Source organism: Pseudomonas parasichuanensis (assembly GCF_021601385.1).
Classification (GTDB): Bacteria; Pseudomonadota; Gammaproteobacteria; order Pseudomonadales; family Pseudomonadaceae; genus Aquipseudomonas; species Aquipseudomonas parasichuanensis.
In genome coordinates this window covers 40436-58528 of sequence record NZ_BQHO01000009.1, presented here as the reverse complement: position 1 = coordinate 58528, position 18093 = coordinate 40436, and the positions used below count along the sequence as shown (strand labels likewise).

Genomic DNA, 18093 nt, shown 5'->3' with positions numbered 1-18093 from the left:
AGCCGGTGCCATCCACCCTGTGCCCTGCTTCGCGGCGGCTCGGCGCACCGATGAACCCGCTCTCACAGGTCAGTCGCCTCAGTCCTTGCGCCGCTTCAGCTGATCCACCAGCTGTGTCGGCAGCCCCTTGATCACCAGCGTCCCCGCTTCCTCGTCATACTCGATCTTCGAGCCCAGCAGGTGCGACTCGAAGCTGATCGACAGCCCTTCGGCGCGCCCGGTGAAACGGCGGAACTGATTGAGTGTGCGTTTATCGGCGGGGATTTCCGGCGACAGGCCGTAGTCACTGTTGCGGATGTGATCGAAGAACGCCTGCGGGCGGTCCTCGTCGATCAGGCTGGACAGTTCTTCGAGCCCCATCGGCTCGCCCATCTTGGTCTGCGAGGTGGCGTAGTCGACCAGGGTCTGGGTCTTTTCCCGGGCGGACTCTTCCGGCAGGTCTTCCTTTTCGACGAAATCGCTGAAGGCCTTGAGCAGGGTGCGGGTCTCGCCCGGGCCGTCGACGCCTTCCTGGCAGCCGATGAAATCACGGAAGTAATCCGAGACTTTCTTGCCGTTCTTGCCCTTGATGAACGAGATGTACTGCTTCGAGTTCTGGTTGTTCTTCCACTCGGACAGGTTGACCCGTGCCGCCAGGTGCAGCTGGCCAAGGTCCAGATGGCGCGATGGGGTTACGTCGAGTTCGGCGTTCACCGCCACGCCTTCGCTGTGATGCAGCAGGGCGATTGCCAGGTACTCGGTCATGCCTTGCTGGTAATGGGCGAACAAGACGTGGCCGCCGGTGGACAGGTTGGACTCTTCCATCAGCTTCTGCAGGTGCTCGACGGCGATGCGGCTGAAGCTGGTGAAGTCCTTTTCCTGTTCCAGGTACTGCTTGAGCCAGCCGCTGAACGGGTAGGCGCCGGACTCGCCATGGAACAAGCCCCAGGCTTTGCCTTGCTTGGCGTTGTAGTTGTCGTTGAGGTCGGCCAGCAGGTTTTCGATGGCGTCCGAGGCTGCCAGTTCGCTGTCGCGCGCATGCAGTACAGCGGGGCTGCCATCGGGCTTCTTGTCGATCAGGTGAACGATGCAATGACGGATTGGCATGGAATTCTCTGTGATGGAAGCGGGGGCGAGGCCGCGCTGCAAAGTCGCTCAGTTTACCTCAGGGTGAGGGCGATGCAGTGGCCAGATGTTGGCAGAAATGGCGGTTGTTCGTTTTTTGTTCATTTTTGTGCGTGTTTTCCTTACAGCCCCGAAAAACCTGCACAAAATCAGTGTCGACAGCGGATATTTATCGATTCCTGTGGTAGCTTTGCGCGGTCTTGCGCCCCCCGAGTGGCGCATTGCTGGCAGCTTGCTGGCGGGGTGTCGAACCAAACGCCGATTTGCGCATCTACATACGCGATCGACGCGGCCTCTGGATTGTCCCGGGCTGGCCCGACCACCGACCAAGCACGCTGCACAACCTCTGATTTGATAGGGAAGGAACACCACCATGGCACTGACCAAAGACCAACTGATTGCCGATATCGCTGAAGCCATCGACGCGCCGAAAACCACCGCGCGCAACGCCCTGGAGCAGCTGGGCCAGATCGTCGCCGACCAACTGGAAAACGGCGCCGAAATCACCCTGCCAGGCATCGGCAAGCTGAAAGTCTCCGAGCGTCCTGCCCGTACCGGCCGCAACCCTTCGACTGGCGCTGCCATCGAAATCGCTGCCAAGAAAGTCGTCAAGTTCGTTCCGGCCAAGTCCCTGAACGACGCCATCAACAAGTAATTGTTGCTGCGTTGACGAGACCGCGCCCGGCTTGCCCGGGCGCGGTTTTTTTATGCCTTTGATTTGCCGCCGGCCTGCCAGCTTTGGCGCGCCCCATCGTCGTGGAAGCTCCAGGCGACCATACGACTCTGTTTCTGCCCCTGGCCCATCTCGACGATGCGCACGGCCTTTACGCCGGCCTTCTTCAGCGCTGCCTCGATGCCCGGCAGGTTGCTGGCCTTGGACACCAGGCTGGTGAACCACAGCACTTGCGCTGCGTACTGCACGCTTTCACCGATCAGTTGGCTGACGAAACGAATCTCGCCGCCTTCGCACCACAGTTCGTTGTTCTGCCCGCCAAAGTTCAGTACTGGCAGCTTGCGCTTGGGGTCCTGCTTGCCAAGGTTTTTCCATTTGCGCTGGCTGCCACGGGTGGCTTCTTCGCGCGATGCATGGAAGGGTGGGTTGCACAGGGTCACGTCGAAGCGTTCATCCTCCTGCAGCAGGCCGCTGAGGATGTGGTTGCGTTGTGGCTGGTGGCGCAGGCTGATGGCCTTGTCCAGCTGGTTGGCCTGGACGATGGCCTTGGCCGAGGCCAGCGCGACGCTGTCGATCTCCGAGCCAACGAAGCGCCAGCGGTAGTCGCTGTGGCCCAGCAGCGGGTAGATGCAGTTGGCGCCGACACCGATATCCAGTGCGCGTACGTTGGCGCCCCGGGGTACTTCACCGGCGTTGTCCTCAGCCAGCAGGTCGGCCAGCACATGGATGTAGTCGGCGCGGCCCGGGATCGGCGGGCACAGGTAGTCGGCCGGGATGTCCCAGTGCTGGATGCCGTATTGAGCCTTGAGCAGCGCACGGTTGAACACCCGCACGGCTTCGGGGTTGGCGAAGTCGATGCTGGGCTTGCCGTAGGGGTTGGTGATGGTGAAGCGGGCCAGGTCCGGGTGGGCCTTGATCAGTGCCGGGAAGTCATAGCGGCCCTGGTGGCGGTTGCGGGGGTGCAGGGTGGGTTTCTGGGTCATCGTGGTGTCCTGAAAAGCATCGCCGGCAAGCCGGCTCCCACAGGTACAGCACATCCTGTGGGAGCCGGCTTGCCGGCGATGGGCTGCAAGGCAGCCCCGAAGGCTTCACTGAATGTTACAGCGCAGCAATCCGCGCATGCTGTTCGGTGAAGTTGGCCAGGGCCTGCTCCGACTCGGCCAGCTTGGCGCGTTCTTTCTCGATCACCGCAGGCGGGGCCTTGTCGACGAAGGCGGCGTTGGACAGCTTGCCACCCACGCGCTGGACTTCGCCCTGCAGGCGCTGGATTTCCTTGTTCAGGCGCGCAAGCTCGGCGTCCTTGTCGATCAGGCCGGCCATCGGCACCAGCACTTGCAGGTCACCCACCAGCGCGGTGGCCGACAGCGGTGCTTCGTCCGCCTCGCCCAGTACGGTGAACGACTCGACCTTGGCCAGCTTCTTCAGCAGGGCTTCGTTTTCCTGCAGGCGGCGCTGGTCGTCGGCGTTGGCGTTCTTGAGGAACAGTGGCAGCGGCTTGCCCGGGCCGATGTTCATCTCGGCGCGGATGTTGCGCAGGCCGACCATCAGTTCCTTGAGCCATTCGATGTCGCCTTCGGCGGCGGCGTCGATGCGGCTCTCGTTCGCTTCAGGCCACGGCTGCAGCATGATGGTCTTGCCGTCGATGCCGTCGATGCCGTCGATGCCGGCCAGCGGCGCGATGCGCTGCCAGATTTCTTCGGTGATGAACGGCATGAACGGGTGGGCCAGGCGCAGCGCCACTTCCAGCACGCGCACCAGGGTGCGGCGGGTGCCGCGGGCACGCTCGACGGGGGCGTTCTCGTCCCACAGCACCGGCTTGGACAGCTCCAGGTACCAGTCGCAGTACTGGTTCCAGATGAACTCGTACAGCGCCTGGCTGGCCAGGTCGAAGCGGAACTGCTCGAGCTGGCGGGTCACTTCGGCTTCGGTGCGCTGCAACTGCGAGATGATCCAGCGGTCGGCCAGCGACAGTTCGTAGGCCTCGCCGTTCTGGCCGCAGTCCTCGCCCTTGTCCAGCACGTAGCGCGCGGCGTTCCAGATCTTGTTGCAGAAGTTGCGGTAGCCTTCGACGCGGCCCATGTCGAACTTGATGTCACGGCCGGTGGAGGCCAGCGAGCAGAAGGTGAAGCGCAGTGCGTCGGTGCCGTAGCTGGCGATACCTTCGGGGAACTCGGCCTTGGTCTGCTTGGCGATCTTCTCGGCCAGCTTGGGCTGCATCATGCCGCTGGTGCGTTTTTCCAGCAGGGCGTCGAGGGTGATGCCGTCGACGATGTCCAGCGGGTCCAGCACGTTGCCCTTGGACTTGGACATCTTCTGGCCCTGGCCATCGCGCACCAGGCCGTGCACGTACACGGTCTTGAACGGGACCTGCGGGGTGCCATCGTCGTTCTTGATCAGGTGCATGGTCAGCATGATCATGCGCGCAACCCAGAAGAAGATGATGTCGAAGCCGGTCACCAGCACATCGGTGCTGTGGAACTTCTTGAGGAATTCGGTCTGTTCCGGCCAGCCCAGGGTGGAGAAGGTCCACAGGCCCGAGCTGAACCAGGTGTCGAGCACGTCGTCGTCCTGGCGCAGGTTCACATCGCTGCCCAGGTTGTGCTTGGCGCGCACTTCGGCCTCGTCGCGGCCGACATAGACCTGGCCGGCCTCGTCGTACCAGGCCGGGATGCGGTGGCCCCACCACAGCTGGCGGCTGATGCACCAGTCCTGGATGTCACGCATCCAGGAGAAGTACATGTTCTCGTACTGTTTCGGCACGAACTGGATGCGGCCGTCTTCCACGGCGGCGATGGCAGGCTCGGCCAGCGGCTTGGTGGACACGTACCACTGGTCGGTCAGCCACGGCTCGATGACGGTGCCGGAGCGGTCGCCCTTCGGTACTTTCAGGGCGTGGTCGTCGATGCTGACCAGCAGGCCCTGGGCGTCGAGGTCGGCCACGATCTGCTTGCGCGCGACGAAGCGGTCGAGGGTGGCGTACTGGGCCGGCAGGCTGGTATCGATCTGCTCGTTGACGCTGCCGTCGAGGTTGAACGCCTGGGCACTGGCCAGCACCATCGCGTTCTTGTCGAAGATGTTCAGCAGCGGCAGGTTGTGGCGCTTGCCGACTTCGTAGTCGTTGAAGTCGTGGGCCGGGGTGATTTTCACGCAGCCGGTGCCGAACTCGGGGTCGCAGTAGTCATCGGCGATGATCGGGATCAGGCGGCCGACCAGCGGCAGCTTGACGAACTTGCCGATCAGCGCCTGGTAGCGCTCGTCGTTCGGGTTGACGGCCACGGCGGCGTCACCCAGCAGGGTCTCCGGACGGGTGGTGGCGACCACCAGGTAGTCCTTGCCTTCGGCAGTCTTGGCGCCATCGGCCAGCGGGTAGCGCAGGTTCCACAGGTGGCCCTTCTCGTCGTGGTTTTCCACTTCGAGGTCGGAGATCGCCGTGTGCAGCTTGGTGTCCCAGTTGACCAGGCGCTTGCCGCGGTAGATCAGGCCGTCTTCATGCAGGCGTACGAAGGCTTCCTTGACCGCGTCCGACAGGCCGTCGTCCATGGTGAAGCGCTCGCGGCTCCAGTCCACCGACGAGCCCAGGCGGCGGATCTGGCGGCTGATGTTGCCACCGGACTGATCCTTCCACTCCCAGACTTTCTCCAGGAACTTGTCACGGCCCAGGTCGTGGCGGTTCTGGCCCTTGGCTTCCAGCTGGCGCTCAACGAGCATCTGCGTGGCGATACCGGCGTGGTCTGTGCCTGGCTGCCACAGGGTGTCGCGGCCCTGCATGCGGCGAAAGCGAATCAGGGCATCCATGATCGCGTTGTTGAAGCCATGACCCATGTGCAGGCTGCCGGTGACGTTCGGCGGCGGGATCATGATGGTGTAGGACTCGCCTGCACCTTGTGGGGCGAAATAGTTCTCGGACTCCCAGGTGTTGTACCAGGAAGTTTCGATGGCGTGCGGCTGGTAGGTCTTGTCCATGCGCGGCGGGACCCTATGGCATTTGTTCAGGAAAGCCGGGAAGTATAACGAAGCTGCGAGCTTCAAGCGACAAGCTGCAAAGGGAGATGGCGGCGCCAGGTGATGATCGTTCGAGTTCGCACGGGTGGTTGGCTGTACCGGCCCTTTCGCGGGTTTACCCGCGAAGGGGGCGCCGCGAAAGGCCCGACCTACTCGGAGCGCTTGAGCAAGCGCTCCAGGCGCGCATCGAGGCGGCGCTTGATCTCGGTCTCGATGTGCGGGGTGAAGTCGTTGATCACGTCCTGCATGATCTGCGCGGCGGCGGCACGCAGCTCGGCGTCCAGGTGCAGCAGGGTGTCCTGGCGGCGGGTCTGGGCATCCTCTTCGGGCGCAGGTGCGGGTGCCGGTGCGGCGACCGGCGGTGTGCCGGCCGGTTCGTCGAGCAACAACGGAATCTGCTCCACCGTTTCGGTCAGCAGCGGCGGTTGCAGGTCGGCGTCACCCAGCAGCTCGCGGATCGATTCGAGATCGTCGAGCAGGTGGGCGGAATGGGTGAGGGAGTTCAGCTGCTTGTCCATCGTCGTCAGAGTCGCTGTAAGCGGTGGTCTTGCAGAGCATAGCCCTGTTCGCGGTAGAAACGGAATCGTTCGCGGGCAGCCTGGCGTATCTCCGGCGCCTCGACGACGATCTCGGCGACGCGCTCGAACTGTTTGACGAACCCGGGCACATCGCCGCCCAGGTTGATCAGCAGGTCGCGGTGCTCGCCGGCATCGCTGCCGATGCCCAGCGCCACGCGGGCGTCCTGGTGCAGTTCGGCGTGGTCGTGGGGCACGAAGGCCTCACCCTTGAACTGCCACAGGCGCAGGTCAAGCGCGTTGCGTTGCGCCTCGTCCTGACAGTGCAGGTAGACCCGGTGGCCCAGGCGCCAGGCCTTCTCGCACAGCTTGCAGGCAAAATCCAGCCGCGCCGACAGCGAGTCGGTGGGCAGGATATAGAAGTCGACTTTGCTCATGGTTCGTTTCGCCAGCCCGTGGCGCCGTCAGGCGCCACGGGCCGTACGCCATCAGGCGCCAGCGCGGTCCAGCAGGTACTGGGTCAGCAGCGGCACCGGGCGGCCCGAGGCGCCCTTGTCCTTGCCACCGCTGATCCAGGCGGTACCGGCGATGTCCAGGTGCGCCCAGTTGTACGCCTTGGCGAAGCGCGACAGGAAGCAGCCGGCGGTGATGGTGCCAGCCTTGGGGCCGCCGATATTGGCGATGTCGGCGAACGGGCTGTCCAGCTGCTCCTGGTACTCGTCGAACAGCGGCAGCTGCCAGGCACGGTCGTCGGCGCGTTTGCCGGCGTCCAGCAGTTGGCCGATCAGTTCGTCGTTGTTGCCCATCAGGCCGGAGGTGTGGCTGCCCAGGGCGACGATGCAGGCGCCGGTCAGGGTGGCCAGGTCGATCACCGCCTGGGGCTTGAAGCGCTCGGCGTAGGTGAGGGTGTCGCACAGCACCAGGCGGCCTTCGGCGTCGGTGTTGAGGATCTCGACGGTCTGGCCGCTCATGGTGGTGACGATGTCACCCGGGCGGGTGGCGCCGCCGCTCGGCATGTTCTCGGCGCAGGCCAGCAGGCACACCAGGTTGATCGGCAACTGCAGTTCCAGCACGGCCTTGAGCGTGCCGAACACGCTGGCGGCGCCGCACATGTCGTACTTCATCTCGTCCATGCCGGCGCCAGGCTTGAGGCTGATGCCGCCAGTGTCGAAGGTGATGCCCTTGCCGACCAGTACGAACGGTTTCTCGCTCTTCTTGCCACCCTGGTACTGCATGACGATCAGGCGTGGCGGCTGGTCGCTGCCCTGGCCCACGGCATAGAACGCGCCCATGCCCAGGTCCTTGATCTTCTTCTCGTCCAGCACCTCGACCTTGAGGCCCTTGTGCGCCTTGCCCAGCTCCTTGGCCTGTTCGGCGAGGAAGCTTGGGTGGCAGATGTTCGGCGGCAGGTTGCCCAGGTCGCGGGTGAAGGTCATGCCGCTGGCGATGGCGGTGGCGTGCTTGACGGCACGCTCCACCTCGCCCTGGCCGGCCTTGTCGGCCAGCAGGGTGACTTTCTTCAGGGCGCGGGGTTCGGCTTTCTGGCTCTTGAAACGGTCGAACACGTAGGTGCCGTCGAGCAGGGTTTCGGCCAGCAGGCGGTATTTGCCGTAGTGGCCGTCACGGGCGGTCACGGCGATGTCGTCCAGGGCCAGCACCGCATCGGCGCCACCGAGGCCCTTCAGCACGCCGGCAACACTGGCGACCAGCTTGCGCCAGGCGCGGTCACCCAGCGCCTCGTCCTTGCCGCTGCCCACCAGCAGCACGCGCTCGGCCTTGAGGCCGGGCAGGCTGTGCAGCAGCAGGGTCTGGCCCGGTTTACCGGCCAGGTCGCCGCGCTTGAGCAGTGCGCTGATGGCACCGTCGGTGGCCTGGTCGACGGCCTTGGCGATGTTGCCGAGCTTGCGCCCTTCACCGACTGGCACCACCAGGGTGGCGGTCTTGACGGATGCGGCGGCTACGCTTTTTACAACCAGTTCCATGTCTGGATCCCCGAATGGTCTGTGAGTGGGCGCTGTCTTTCGCAGGCGCTCGGAATACGGGGCTGGCGGCCTTTGGCGGCCAGCGGAAAAGCTGCCAGTTTGAGCCTGCGGCAACCTCGATGACAACCCCGTTATGCACTGTCATGCGCGGCCAAGTGACAGGCGCCGCCAATCACAGGATAATGCGCGCACTTTACATGGAGGTTCGCCTTGGCGAGCCGGCATTGGTCCTGGCTGTTGCGAATCCTTCGTATGGCTGTCCGCCCCTGACAACCCAGGAGTGTCTGGTTTGATCGTCTTTCGTTATCTGTCCCGCGAGGTCTTGCTGACCTTGAGCGCCGTCAGCGCCGTGCTGCTGGTGATCATCATGAGCGGGCGCTTCATCAAGTACCTGGCTCAGGCCGCCCAGGGCGTGCTCGACCCGAGCGTGCTGTTCCTGATCATGGGCTTCCGCCTGCCGGGCTTCCTGCAGCTGATCCTGCCTCTGGGCCTGTTCCTCGGCATCCTGCTTGCCTACGGCCGGCTCTACCTGGAAAGCGAGATGACCGTGCTCTCGGCCACGGGCATGAGCCAGCAACGCCTGCTGGCGATGACCATGGTGCCGGCGGCGCTGGTCGCCCTGCTGGTGGCCTGGCTGAGCCTGAGCCTGGCGCCGCTTGGCGTGGCCCAGGTACAGAAGATCATTGCCCAGCAGGATGCGCTGACCGAGTTCGACACCTTGGTGCCGGGCCGTTTCCAGACTTTGCGTGACGGCACCCGGGTGACCTACACCGAGCAGCTGTCCGACGACCGTATCAACCTGGCCGGGGTGTTCATCTCCGAGAAACGCTTCAACCAGGACAAGACCAAGGACCGTGCACCTTCTGTGCTGGTGGCCGAGAAGGGCCACCAGGAAGTGCAGGCCGACGGCAACCGTTACCTGGTGCTGGAGAACGGCTACCGCTATGACGGCAACCCCGGCCAGGCCGACTACCGTGCGATCAAGTACGACACCTACGGCGTGCTGTTGCCCAAGCCCGAAGTCGCCGAGGACGTGACCGAGCGCGAAGCGATCCCGACCTCCCAGTTGATCGGTCAGGCCGGTACGCGTGAGCGCGCGGAGCTGCAGTGGCGCCTGTCGCTGCCGCTGCTGGTGTTCGTCGTGACCCTGCTGGCGGTACCGCTGTCCCGCGTCAACCCACGCCAGGGCCGCTTCCTCAAGCTGCTGCCGGCGATTCTTCTGTACATGGCCTATCTGACGATGCTGATTTCCGTGCGTGGCGCCCTCGAGAAGGGCAAGTTGCCCATTTCGCTGGGTATCTGGTGGGTCCATGGCCTGTTCCTGCTCATCGGCCTGGGGCTGATGTACTGGGAGCCGCTGCGCCTCAAACGCGCCGCGCGCCGTGCGGAGGTGGCCCGTGGCTAAACTCGACCGTTACATCGGCCAGAGCGTGCTACTGGCCATTCTCGCCGTGCTGGGCATCATCCTCGGGCTGGCCTCGCTGTTCGCCTTCATCGATGAGATGAGCGACCTCAGCGATACCTACACGGTGCTGGACGCCAGCAGCTTCGTCCTGCTGACCGCGCCGCGTCGGCTCTACGACATGCTGCCGATGGCGGCGCTGATCGGCTGCCTGATCGGCCTGGGTAGCCTGGCCAGCAGCAGCGAACTGACCATCATGCGTGCCGCAGGCGTGTCCATCGGCCGTATCGTCTGGGCGGTCATGAAGCCCATGCTGGTGCTGATGCTGGTGGGCGTGTTGATTGGCGAATACGTCGCCCCGGCCACCGAGAACAAGGCCCAGGCCGACCGCTCGCTGGCCCAGGGTGGTGGCGAGGCGCAAAGCTCCAAGCGCGGCATGTGGCATCGCCAGGGCGAGGAGTTCGTGCACATCAACTCGGTGCAGCCCAACGGCCTGCTGCTGGGCGTCACCCGTTACCGCTTCGACGACCAGCGCAAGATTCTCACCTCGAGCTTTGCGCGCAAGGCCCAGTACAACGAAAACCACTGGATGCTGAGCGATGTGAGCACTACCTATTTCCGGGGCGATCACACCGAAGTGGTGAAGAACGCCCAGGAGCCTTGGGATGTCTCGGTTACCCCCGAGCTGCTCAACACCGTGGTGCTGGCGCCGGAGTCGCTATCGATCACCGGCCTGTGGGACTACATCCACTACCTCTCCGACCAGGGCCTGAACAATGCTCGCTACTGGCTGGCGTTCTGGACCAAGGTGCTGCAACCGGCGGTAACGGCAGCGCTGGTGCTGATGGCGATCTCCTTCATCTTCGGTCCGCTGCGTTCGGTCACCCTCGGACAGCGCGTGTTCACCGGTGTGCTGGTGGGCTTCGTGTTCCGTATTGCCGGCGACCTGCTGGGCCCATCGAGCCAGGTGTTCGGTTTCCCGCCGCTGCTGGCGGTACTGATCCCGGCTGGGGTCTGTGCCCTGGCCGGTGTGTGGATGCTGCGGCGAGCCGGTTGATGGCGTGACAGCAATGAAAAAGCCGACCCTTGGGTCGGCTTTTTTGTGGGTGCGGGAGTGGGGCGTTACTTCTGGCGTTTTGGCAATCGAACCAGTTGGGTGTCGGAGTAGATGTCGTGCCAGCTGCGCTTGCGCTTGTCGAACAGTGACCAGATGAAGCCCAGCCCCAGGCACAGCCATGAAGCGATCGACACCACAAAACGCAGCAACGCCTGCCACAGGCTGATGGCGCTGCCATCGGCATTCTGCACGCGCAGGCCCCATACCTGCATGCCGAGGGTCTGGCCCCCATGGGTCCAGAACTTGGCGAAGAAGCCGAACAGCGCGAACACCAGGAGGGTCGACAGCAGCGGGTCGCCGTCCAGGGCGCCCGCTTCGGTCAACTCACGCATGCGTGCTTCGCCGATGATCGCCATCTGGATCATCTTGTAGGCACCGGCGGTCACGATCAGCAGGGCGGTGCACAGCAGGGAGTCGTAGAACATCGCTGCCAATCGGCGACCCAGGCCGACGGGAGGGAAGTCACCCTGGGGGTTGAGCAAAGGCTTGGACATGCATGACGGCTCCAGATGGCAAAGGCCCATTCTAGGGAATTGCAGGCACAAAAAAGCCCCTGTGCGTCAACACAGGGGCTCTTTTTGACAGAAGATCAGCCTTCTGTCTGAACCTCGTCAGCCTGCATGCCTTTCTGGCCTTGCACGGCAACGAAAGTCACTTTCTGGCCTTCCTTCAGGCTCTTGAAGCCGTTGCCCTGGATGGCGCGGAAGTGTACGAACAGATCCGGACCGCTTTCAGGGGTGATGAAACCGAAACCTTTTTCGTCATTGAACCACTTGACGGTACCGCTCTGACGTTCAGCCATTGTCTTATTTCCTATGAAACTAAAATTTTGATGACAGTTTCTTTCACACGTTATGTACGTGAAAGAGTACTGGGCTGGGTTGCAGGAAAGTAAGAGACGTCGAACGGGTTGTAGCAAATTGCAGCTACTGGCCCAGGTCACGAACTGTTGCGACCCATGCAAACACAGTGCACTGACTCTACGCCAACTGCCGAACGAAAAACAAGCCCTGCGCCGGGGTGAAAATCAGGCTTTTCCGAAGCCTCGAGGGATTTGCCCGAAGCGGCATGGCGCCTGGCCTGGCGCTATGTTCAGAAGTTATTGGGCAGGTTCGAAAACGAATATGCCGAACCTGCCCAAAGCGTTCAATCAACCGCGGTAGTAACGCTGTGTCACGAAAGGCATTTTGCTGACTTTAAGGGCAACTTGCTTGCCGCGCACGACAGCGAACAGCGCGGTGTCCAGTGCCGCATGTTCGGTATCGACATAGCCCATCGCGACCGGTGCGCCGAGCGTCGGGCCGAAACCACCGCTGCAAACCTGGCCGACAATCTTGCCGCTGCCGTCGACAATCTCGGCACCCTCGCGCACCGGGGTGCGTTCCTGCGGCAGCAGGCCTACGCGCTTGCGTGCAACGCCTTGTTGCTGCTGGGCGAATACGGCCGCGGCGCCGGGGAAGCCACCGGCACGTGCGCCGTCGGCACGGCGCACCTTGGAGATCGCCCACAGCAGGCTGGCCTCGATTGGCGTGGTGGCGGTATTCATGTCGTGGCCGTACAGGCACAGGCCAGCTTCCAGGCGCAGCGAGTCGCGGGCACCCAGGCCGATTGGCTGTACTTCAGGCTCGGCCAGCAGGCGACGGGCCAGGGCTTCGGCGGCATCGGCCGGCACCGAGATCTCGTAGCCGTCTTCACCGGTGTAGCCCGAGCGGCTGACGAAGCAGTCGCTGCCGAGCAAGGTGACCGGGCGGAACTGCATGAAGGTCATGCCGGCCACTTCCGGCGCCAGGCGCTCCAGCACCTTGACCGCCGCCGGGCCTTGCAGGGCCAGCAGCGCGCGCTCCTCGAACAGCGGCTGGATCTCGCACTGGGCGCCGATGTGCTGGCGCAGGTGGGCCAGGTCCTGGTCCTTGCAGGCGGCGTTGACCACCAGGAACAGGGTGTCGTCACCCAGGTTGGCGACCATCAGGTCGTCGAGGATGCCGCCTTGTTCGTTGGTGAACATGGCGTAGCGCTGCATGCCCACCGGCAGGTCGATGATGTCCACTGGCACCAGGGTTTCCAGGGCGCGGGCCGCATCGCTGCCGCGCAGGACGATCTGGCCCATGTGCGAGACGTCGAACAGACCGGCCTGCTCGCGGGTGTGCAGGTGCTCCTTGAGTACCCCCAGCGGGTACTGCACCGGCATGTCGTAGCCGGCGAACGGCACCATGCGCGCGCCCAGTTCGAGATGCAGGGCGTGCAGTGGGGTCTTGAGCAGAGTTTCGGACATCGGTGACTCCTTGGTTTTTGTTCGGGTCAACATTCGATGATGTTGACGGCCAGACCGCCGCGGGCGGTCTCCTTGTATTTGCTTTTCATGTCGGCGCCGGTCTGGCGCATGGTGCGGATGACCTTGTCGAGCGAGACGTAGTGTTGCCCGTCGCCGCGCAGGGCCATGCGCACCGCATTGATCGCCTTCACCGAGCCCATGGCGTTGCGCTCGATGCAGGGCACCTGGACCAGCCCGCCGATGGGGTCGCAGGTCAGGCCCAGGTTGTGTTCCATGCCGATCTCGGCAGCGTTTTCGACCTGCTGCGGGGTCCCCCCCATCACCTCGCACAAGGCCCCGGCGGCCATCGAGCAGGCCACGCCGACCTCGCCCTGGCAGCCCACCTCGGCCCCGGAAATCGACGCGTTCTCCTTGTACAGAATGCCGATCGCCGCTGCGGTGAGCAGGAAACGCACCACCCCGTCCTCGTTGGCGCCGGGGACGAAACGCATGTAGTAGTGCAGTACCGCCGGGACGATACCTGCCGCACCGTTGGTGGGCGCGGTGACCACGCGTCCGCCGTGGGCATTTTCCTCGTTCACTGCCAGGGCATAGAGATTGACCCAGTCGAGTACCGACAGGGCGTCGCGCAGGCTGGCTTCCGGGTGCTGGCTGAGCTGGCGGTACAGCGCCGGGGCGCGGCGCTTGACCTTCAGCCCTCCCGGCAGGATGCCCTCGTGGCGGCAACCGGCCTCGACGCAGTCCTGCATCACCTGCCAGATGCGCAACAGCCCGGCGCGGGTTTCGGCCTCGGGGCGCCAAGCCGCTTCGTTGGCCAGCATCACCTGGCTGAACGAAAACTGTTGCGCGGTGCAATGGGCGAGCAATTGTTTGCCGGTCTTGAACGGGTAGGGCAGCACGGTGCTGTCCTCGACGATGCGGTCATGGCCGGCGGCCTCTTCATCGACCACGAAACCGCCACCCACCGAGTAGTACTCGCGGCTGCGGATCTGCAACCCGGCCGCATCGAAGGCACGGAAGATCATGCCATTGGGGTGGTAGGCCAACGGCTTGCGGATCATTGCCAGGTGCTGTTTTTCGACGAATTCGATGCCGTGCTCGCCTAGCAGGCGCAGGTGTCCGCTGTCGCGGATCGCCTGCAGGCGGGCGGGGATGTTTTCGGTATCGACGGTGTCCGGGTGCTCGCCTTCCAACCCGAGCAGCACGGCCTTGTCGCTGCCGTGGCCCTTGCCGGTGGCACCGAGCGAGCCATACAGCTCGGCCTTGACGCTGACCGTGCTGGCCAGCAGGCCGTCACGGCGCAGGCCTTCGGCAAAGCGTGCAGCGGCGCGCATCGGGCCGACGGTGTGCGAGCTGGAGGGGCCGATGCCGATCTTGAACAGGTCGAAGACGCTCAGGGACATGCTGACCTCCTAACCGGCTCTACAGGTTGACGGTGAGCCTGTGGGAGCGGGTTTACCCGCGAAGACGTCGTTGCATACACAACCGCATTCGCGGGTAAACCCGCTCCCACAGGGGGCGCGGCCCGCCTCACGGGGAGTGGGCGGGCTTGAGCGCTATCAGACGTCCTGATAGCTCTCGATCGACGGGCAGGCGCAGACCAGGTTGCGGTCGCCGAACACGTTGTCGACGCGGCCGACCGGTGGCCAGTACTTGCTTTCCACCAGGCTCGGCAGCGGGTACACCGCCTGCTCGCGGCTGTAGCCGTGGGTCCATTCGCCGGCCAACTCCGCCGCGGTGTGCGGGGCGTTCTTCAGCGGGTTGTCATCCTTGTCCAGGCTGCCGTTCTCCACCGCGCGGATCTCTTCGCGGATCTGGATCATGGCGTTGCAGAAGCGGTCCAGTTCCTCTTTCGACTCGCTCTCGGTCGGCTCGATCATCAGCGTGCCGGCCACCGGGAACGACATGGTCGGGGCGTGGAAGCCGAAGTCGATCAGGCGCTTGGCCACGTCGTCGACGCTGATGCCGCTGGTGTCCTTGAGCGGGCGCAGGTCAAGGATGCACTCGTGCGCCACCAGGCCGTTGCCGCCGGTGTACAGCACAGGATAGTGCTCTTCCAGGCGACGGGCGATGTAGTTGGCGTTGAGGATCGCCATCTGCGAGGCGCGCTTGAGACCGGCGCCACCCATCATGCGAATGTACATCCAGGTGATCGGCAGGATACTCGCGCTGCCGAACGGTGCGGCACATACCGCGCCAGCGGTGTTTTCCAGCTGGGCGTGGCCCGGCAGGAACGGCGCAAGGTGCGACTTGACGCCGATCGGGCCGACGCCCGGGCCGCCGCCGCCGTGGGGGATGCAGAAGGTCTTGTGCAGGTTCAGGTGCGACACGTCGCCGCCGAACTTGCCCGGGGCGCACAGGCCGACCATGGCATTCATGTTGGCGCCGTCGATGTACACCTGGCCGCCGTTGTCGTGGATGATCGCGCAGATCTCGCCGATGGCCTCTTCGAACACACCATGGGTCGAGGGGTAGGTGATCATGATCGCGGCCAGACGCTCGCGGTGTTCCAGGGCCTTGGCGCGCAGGTCGTCGATGTCGACGTTGCCGCGGGCGTCACAGGCGGTCACCACCACGCGCATGCCGGCCATGTGGGCAGTGGCCGGGTTGGTGCCGTGGGCCGAGGACGGGATCAGGCAGATATCGCGGTGGCTGTCGCCACGGCTGCGGTGGTAGGCGCGGATCGCCAGCAGGCCCGCGTATTCGCCTTGCGAGCCGGCGTTGGGTTGCAGCGACACGGCGTCGTAGCCGGTGGCGGCGCAGAGCATGGCTTCGAGCTCAGTGGTCATCTGCAGATAGCCCTGGCTTTGCGCGGCCGGGGCGAATGGGTGCAGGTTGCCGAACTCGGCCCAGGTCACCGGGATCATCTCGCTGGCGGCGTTGAGCTTCATGGTGCACGAGCCCAGCGGGATCATGGTGCGGTCCAGCGCCAGGTCCTTGTCGGCCAGGCGGCGCAGGTAGCGCATCAGCTCGGTTTCGCTGTGGTAGCGGTTGAATACCGGGTGTTCAAGGATGGCCGACTGACGCAGCAGGCCGACCGGCAGGCGCCCGACAACGGTGTCGGCCAGGGCGGCGAAGACGGGGGTAGCCTGGCCTTCGGCGAACAGCTGCCACAGGGCTTCGACATCGGCCTGGCTGCTGGTTTCATCCAGCGACAGGCCCAGGTGCGCGGCGTCGATCTGGCGCAGGTTGATGCCTTGGGCGCGGGCCTTGTCGTGCAGGGCTGCGGTAGCGGTACCGGTGTTCAGCGTGACGGTATCGAAGAACTCGCGGGTGAGCACTTTAACGCCCAGTTTCACCAGGCCAGTGGCCAGGATCGCGGTCAGGGCGTGGGTGCGTTCGGCGATGCGCTTGAGGCCCTCAGGGCCGTGGTACACGGCGTACATGCTGGCGATGTTGGCCAGCAGTACCTGGGCGGTGCAGATGTTGCTGGTGGCCTTCTCGCGGCGGATGTGCTGTTCGCGGGTCTGCATGGCCAGGCGCAGGGCGCTCTTGCCGAAGCGGTCGATCGACACGCCGACCAGGCGGCCCGGCATGTCGCGCTTGAACGCGTCGCGGGTGGCGAAGTAGGCCGCGTGCGGGCCACCGAAGCCCAGCGGCACACCGAAGCGCTGGGCGCTGCCGATGGCCACGTCGGCCTCGAATTCACCGGGCGGGGTCAGCAGGGTCAGGGCCAGCAGGTCGGCGGCCACGGCCACCAGGGCGCCAGCAGCGTGGAAGCGCTCGACCACCGCGCGGTAGTCGAACACGTCGCCGTTGCTGGCCGGGTACTGCAGCAGGGCGCCGAAGTAGGCGCTGGTGTCGCTCAGTTCACGCTCGTCGCCCACCACCACTTCGATGCCCAGCGGTTCGGCGCGGGTGCGCAGCACGTCGAGGGTTTGCGGGTGGCAGTGCAGCGAGGCGAAGAAGGCATGGCTGGCCTTGTTCTTCGACAGGCGTTTGCAGAAGGTCATGGCCTCGGCGGCGGCGGTGGCTTCGTCCAGCAGGGAGGCGTTGGCGATCGGCAGGCCGGTGAGGTCGCTGATCAGGGTCTGGAAGTTCAGCAGCGCTTCCAGGCGGCCCTGGGAGATCTCCGGCTGGTAAGGGGTGTAGGCGGTGTACCAGGCCGGGTTTTCCAGCAGGTTGCGCAGGATCGGCGCCGGCGTGTGGGTGTTGTAGTAGCCCTGGCCGATGTAGCTCTTGAACAGCTGGTTCTTGCCGGCGATGGCTTTCAGTGCGGCGAGGGCGTCGGCCTCGCTCTGGCCGTCTTCGCTGCCCAGCACGCTGGTGCCCTTGATGCTGTCGGGGATGACTGCGGCGGTCATGGCCTCCAGCGAGTCGAAACCGAGGGTGCTGAGCATGGCCTGCTCGTCAGCGGCGCGCGGGCCGATGTGACGGGCGATGAATTCGTTGGCAGTGCCGAGGTTGATGGTCATGGCAGGTTCCTCAGGCGTCGTCGTTGGCTTTGATCAGGCGGTCGTAGGCGTCCTGGTCGAGCAGGGCGGCCACTTGGTTCATGTCGGCGGGGATGAAGCGGAAGAACCAGCCTTCGCCCAGCGGGTCTTCGTTGACCAGCTCGGGGCTGTCGTTGAGGCCATCGTTGACCGCGACCACTTCACCGCTCAGGGGCATGTACACGCCGCTGGCCGCCTTGACCGACTCAACGGTGGAGGCTTCGGCGCCTTTGTCGTACTGCTGCAGTTCCGGCAGTTGCACGTAGACCACGTCGCCCAGTGCGTTCTGGGCGTAGGCGGTGATGCCCACGGTGACGCTGCCGTCGGCTTCGACGCGCAGCCATTCGTGATCTTCGGTGAAACGCAACTCGCTCATGGGAATTCCTCGGGAAGCAGGGGCGTTGGGCGCGGTAGACCCGCGCTCTTAAGGTTGGAATTTCCCTAGCAATAATGCGGCCAGCCCTGATAATTCCTTTTGAATCAACTAGTTATGTATTTTTCGAAAAAATGTTGTGACTGTTGTGGAACGAAATCGATACACAAAGATTCGCTTTGCAAAGCGTTGTGGGATCAAGCCCTTGCGTAGACGTATC

15 protein-coding genes are annotated in these 18093 nt (G+C 64.3%); 3 read left to right on the top strand and 12 right to left on the bottom strand.

Going from position 1 to position 18093, the window contains the following annotated elements; genetic code table 11:
- Positions 1–78 precede the first annotated feature (78 nt).
- On the bottom strand, positions 79–1086 hold the full coding sequence (yejK, locus tag L6D77_RS09790; protein ID WP_232883130.1) for a nucleoid-associated protein YejK: 1008 nt from the start codon (positions 1084–1086) through the stop codon (positions 79–81).
- A gap of 391 nt (positions 1087–1477) precedes the next feature.
- Between yejK and L6D77_RS09785 the strand changes: the two genes are divergently transcribed.
- Entirely contained in the window at positions 1478–1759 is a 282-nt protein-coding gene (locus L6D77_RS09785) for an HU family DNA-binding protein (RefSeq protein ID WP_110993227.1), read from the top strand.
- Positions 1760–1809: 50 nt separating this feature from the next.
- On the opposite strand, the gene rlmF is transcribed toward L6D77_RS09785, so the two are convergent.
- The 5 genes from rlmF to L6D77_RS09760 form a co-directional block, all read right to left on the bottom strand.
- Positions 1810–2760: a 23S rRNA (adenine(1618)-N(6))-methyltransferase RlmF gene (gene rlmF / locus L6D77_RS09780; protein WP_232883131.1), complete on the bottom strand. Its 951-nt coding sequence runs from the start codon at positions 2758–2760 to the stop codon at positions 1810–1812.
- A 115-nt stretch (positions 2761–2875) separates the two neighbouring features.
- Positions 2876–5740 carry a valine--tRNA ligase gene (locus L6D77_RS09775; RefSeq protein WP_232883132.1) on the bottom strand — a complete coding sequence of 955 codons (2865 nt, stop codon included), beginning with the start codon at positions 5738–5740 and terminating at the stop codon, positions 2876–2878.
- A 188-nt stretch (positions 5741–5928) separates the two neighbouring features.
- Positions 5929–6297: a DNA polymerase III subunit chi gene (locus tag L6D77_RS09770; RefSeq protein ID WP_232883133.1), complete on the bottom strand. Its 369-nt coding sequence runs from the start codon at positions 6295–6297 to the stop codon at positions 5929–5931.
- Between the two features lie 5 nt (positions 6298–6302).
- Positions 6303–6731: a DNA polymerase III subunit chi gene (locus L6D77_RS09765; RefSeq protein WP_232883134.1), complete on the bottom strand. Its 429-nt coding sequence runs from the start codon at positions 6729–6731 to the stop codon at positions 6303–6305.
- A gap of 51 nt (positions 6732–6782) precedes the next feature.
- The gene (locus L6D77_RS09760) at positions 6783–8276 is read right to left on the bottom strand and encodes a leucyl aminopeptidase (protein ID WP_232883135.1); all 1494 of its coding nucleotides are present in this window, start codon (positions 8274–8276) and stop codon (positions 6783–6785) included.
- 289 nt (positions 8277–8565) lie between these two features.
- Between L6D77_RS09760 and lptF the strand changes: the two genes are divergently transcribed.
- Together lptF and lptG are read left to right on the top strand one after the other, a co-directional pair.
- Complete coding sequence (lptF, locus tag L6D77_RS09755) at positions 8566–9681, top strand: LPS export ABC transporter permease LptF (protein ID WP_232883136.1); 1116 nt, start codon at positions 8566–8568, stop codon at positions 9679–9681.
- Entirely contained in the window at positions 9674–10735 is a 1062-nt protein-coding gene (lptG, locus tag L6D77_RS09750) for an LPS export ABC transporter permease LptG (RefSeq protein ID WP_232883137.1), read from the top strand. Before lptF ends, lptG begins: the two co-directional genes overlap by 8 nt.
- Before the next feature lie 65 nt (positions 10736–10800).
- Here lptG and L6D77_RS09745 read toward each other — a convergent pair whose 3' ends face one another.
- The 6 genes from L6D77_RS09745 to gcvH form a co-directional block, all read right to left on the bottom strand.
- On the bottom strand, positions 10801–11289 hold the full coding sequence (locus L6D77_RS09745; RefSeq protein WP_232883138.1) for an RDD family protein: 489 nt from the start codon (positions 11287–11289) through the stop codon (positions 10801–10803).
- Between the two features lie 95 nt (positions 11290–11384).
- Positions 11385–11597 (bottom strand): cold-shock protein, encoded by a 213-nt coding sequence (locus L6D77_RS09740; protein ID WP_232883139.1) that lies wholly within the window; start codon positions 11595–11597, stop codon positions 11385–11387.
- A gap of 348 nt (positions 11598–11945) precedes the next feature.
- Positions 11946–13067: a glycine cleavage system aminomethyltransferase GcvT gene (gene gcvT / locus L6D77_RS09735; protein ID WP_232883140.1), complete on the bottom strand. Its 1122-nt coding sequence runs from the start codon at positions 13065–13067 to the stop codon at positions 11946–11948.
- 26 nt (positions 13068–13093) lie between these two features.
- Positions 13094–14470 carry an L-serine ammonia-lyase gene (locus tag L6D77_RS09730; RefSeq protein ID WP_232883141.1) on the bottom strand — a complete coding sequence of 459 codons (1377 nt, stop codon included), beginning with the start codon at positions 14468–14470 and terminating at the stop codon, positions 13094–13096.
- A 156-nt stretch (positions 14471–14626) separates the two neighbouring features.
- The gene (gcvP, locus tag L6D77_RS09725; RefSeq protein ID WP_232883142.1) at positions 14627–17482 is read right to left on the bottom strand and encodes an aminomethyl-transferring glycine dehydrogenase; all 2856 of its coding nucleotides are present in this window, start codon (positions 17480–17482) and stop codon (positions 14627–14629) included.
- A 10-nt stretch (positions 17483–17492) separates the two neighbouring features.
- Positions 17493–17876: a glycine cleavage system protein GcvH gene (gene gcvH, locus L6D77_RS09720; RefSeq protein ID WP_232883143.1), complete on the bottom strand. Its 384-nt coding sequence runs from the start codon at positions 17874–17876 to the stop codon at positions 17493–17495.
- Positions 17877–18093 lie beyond the last annotated feature (217 nt).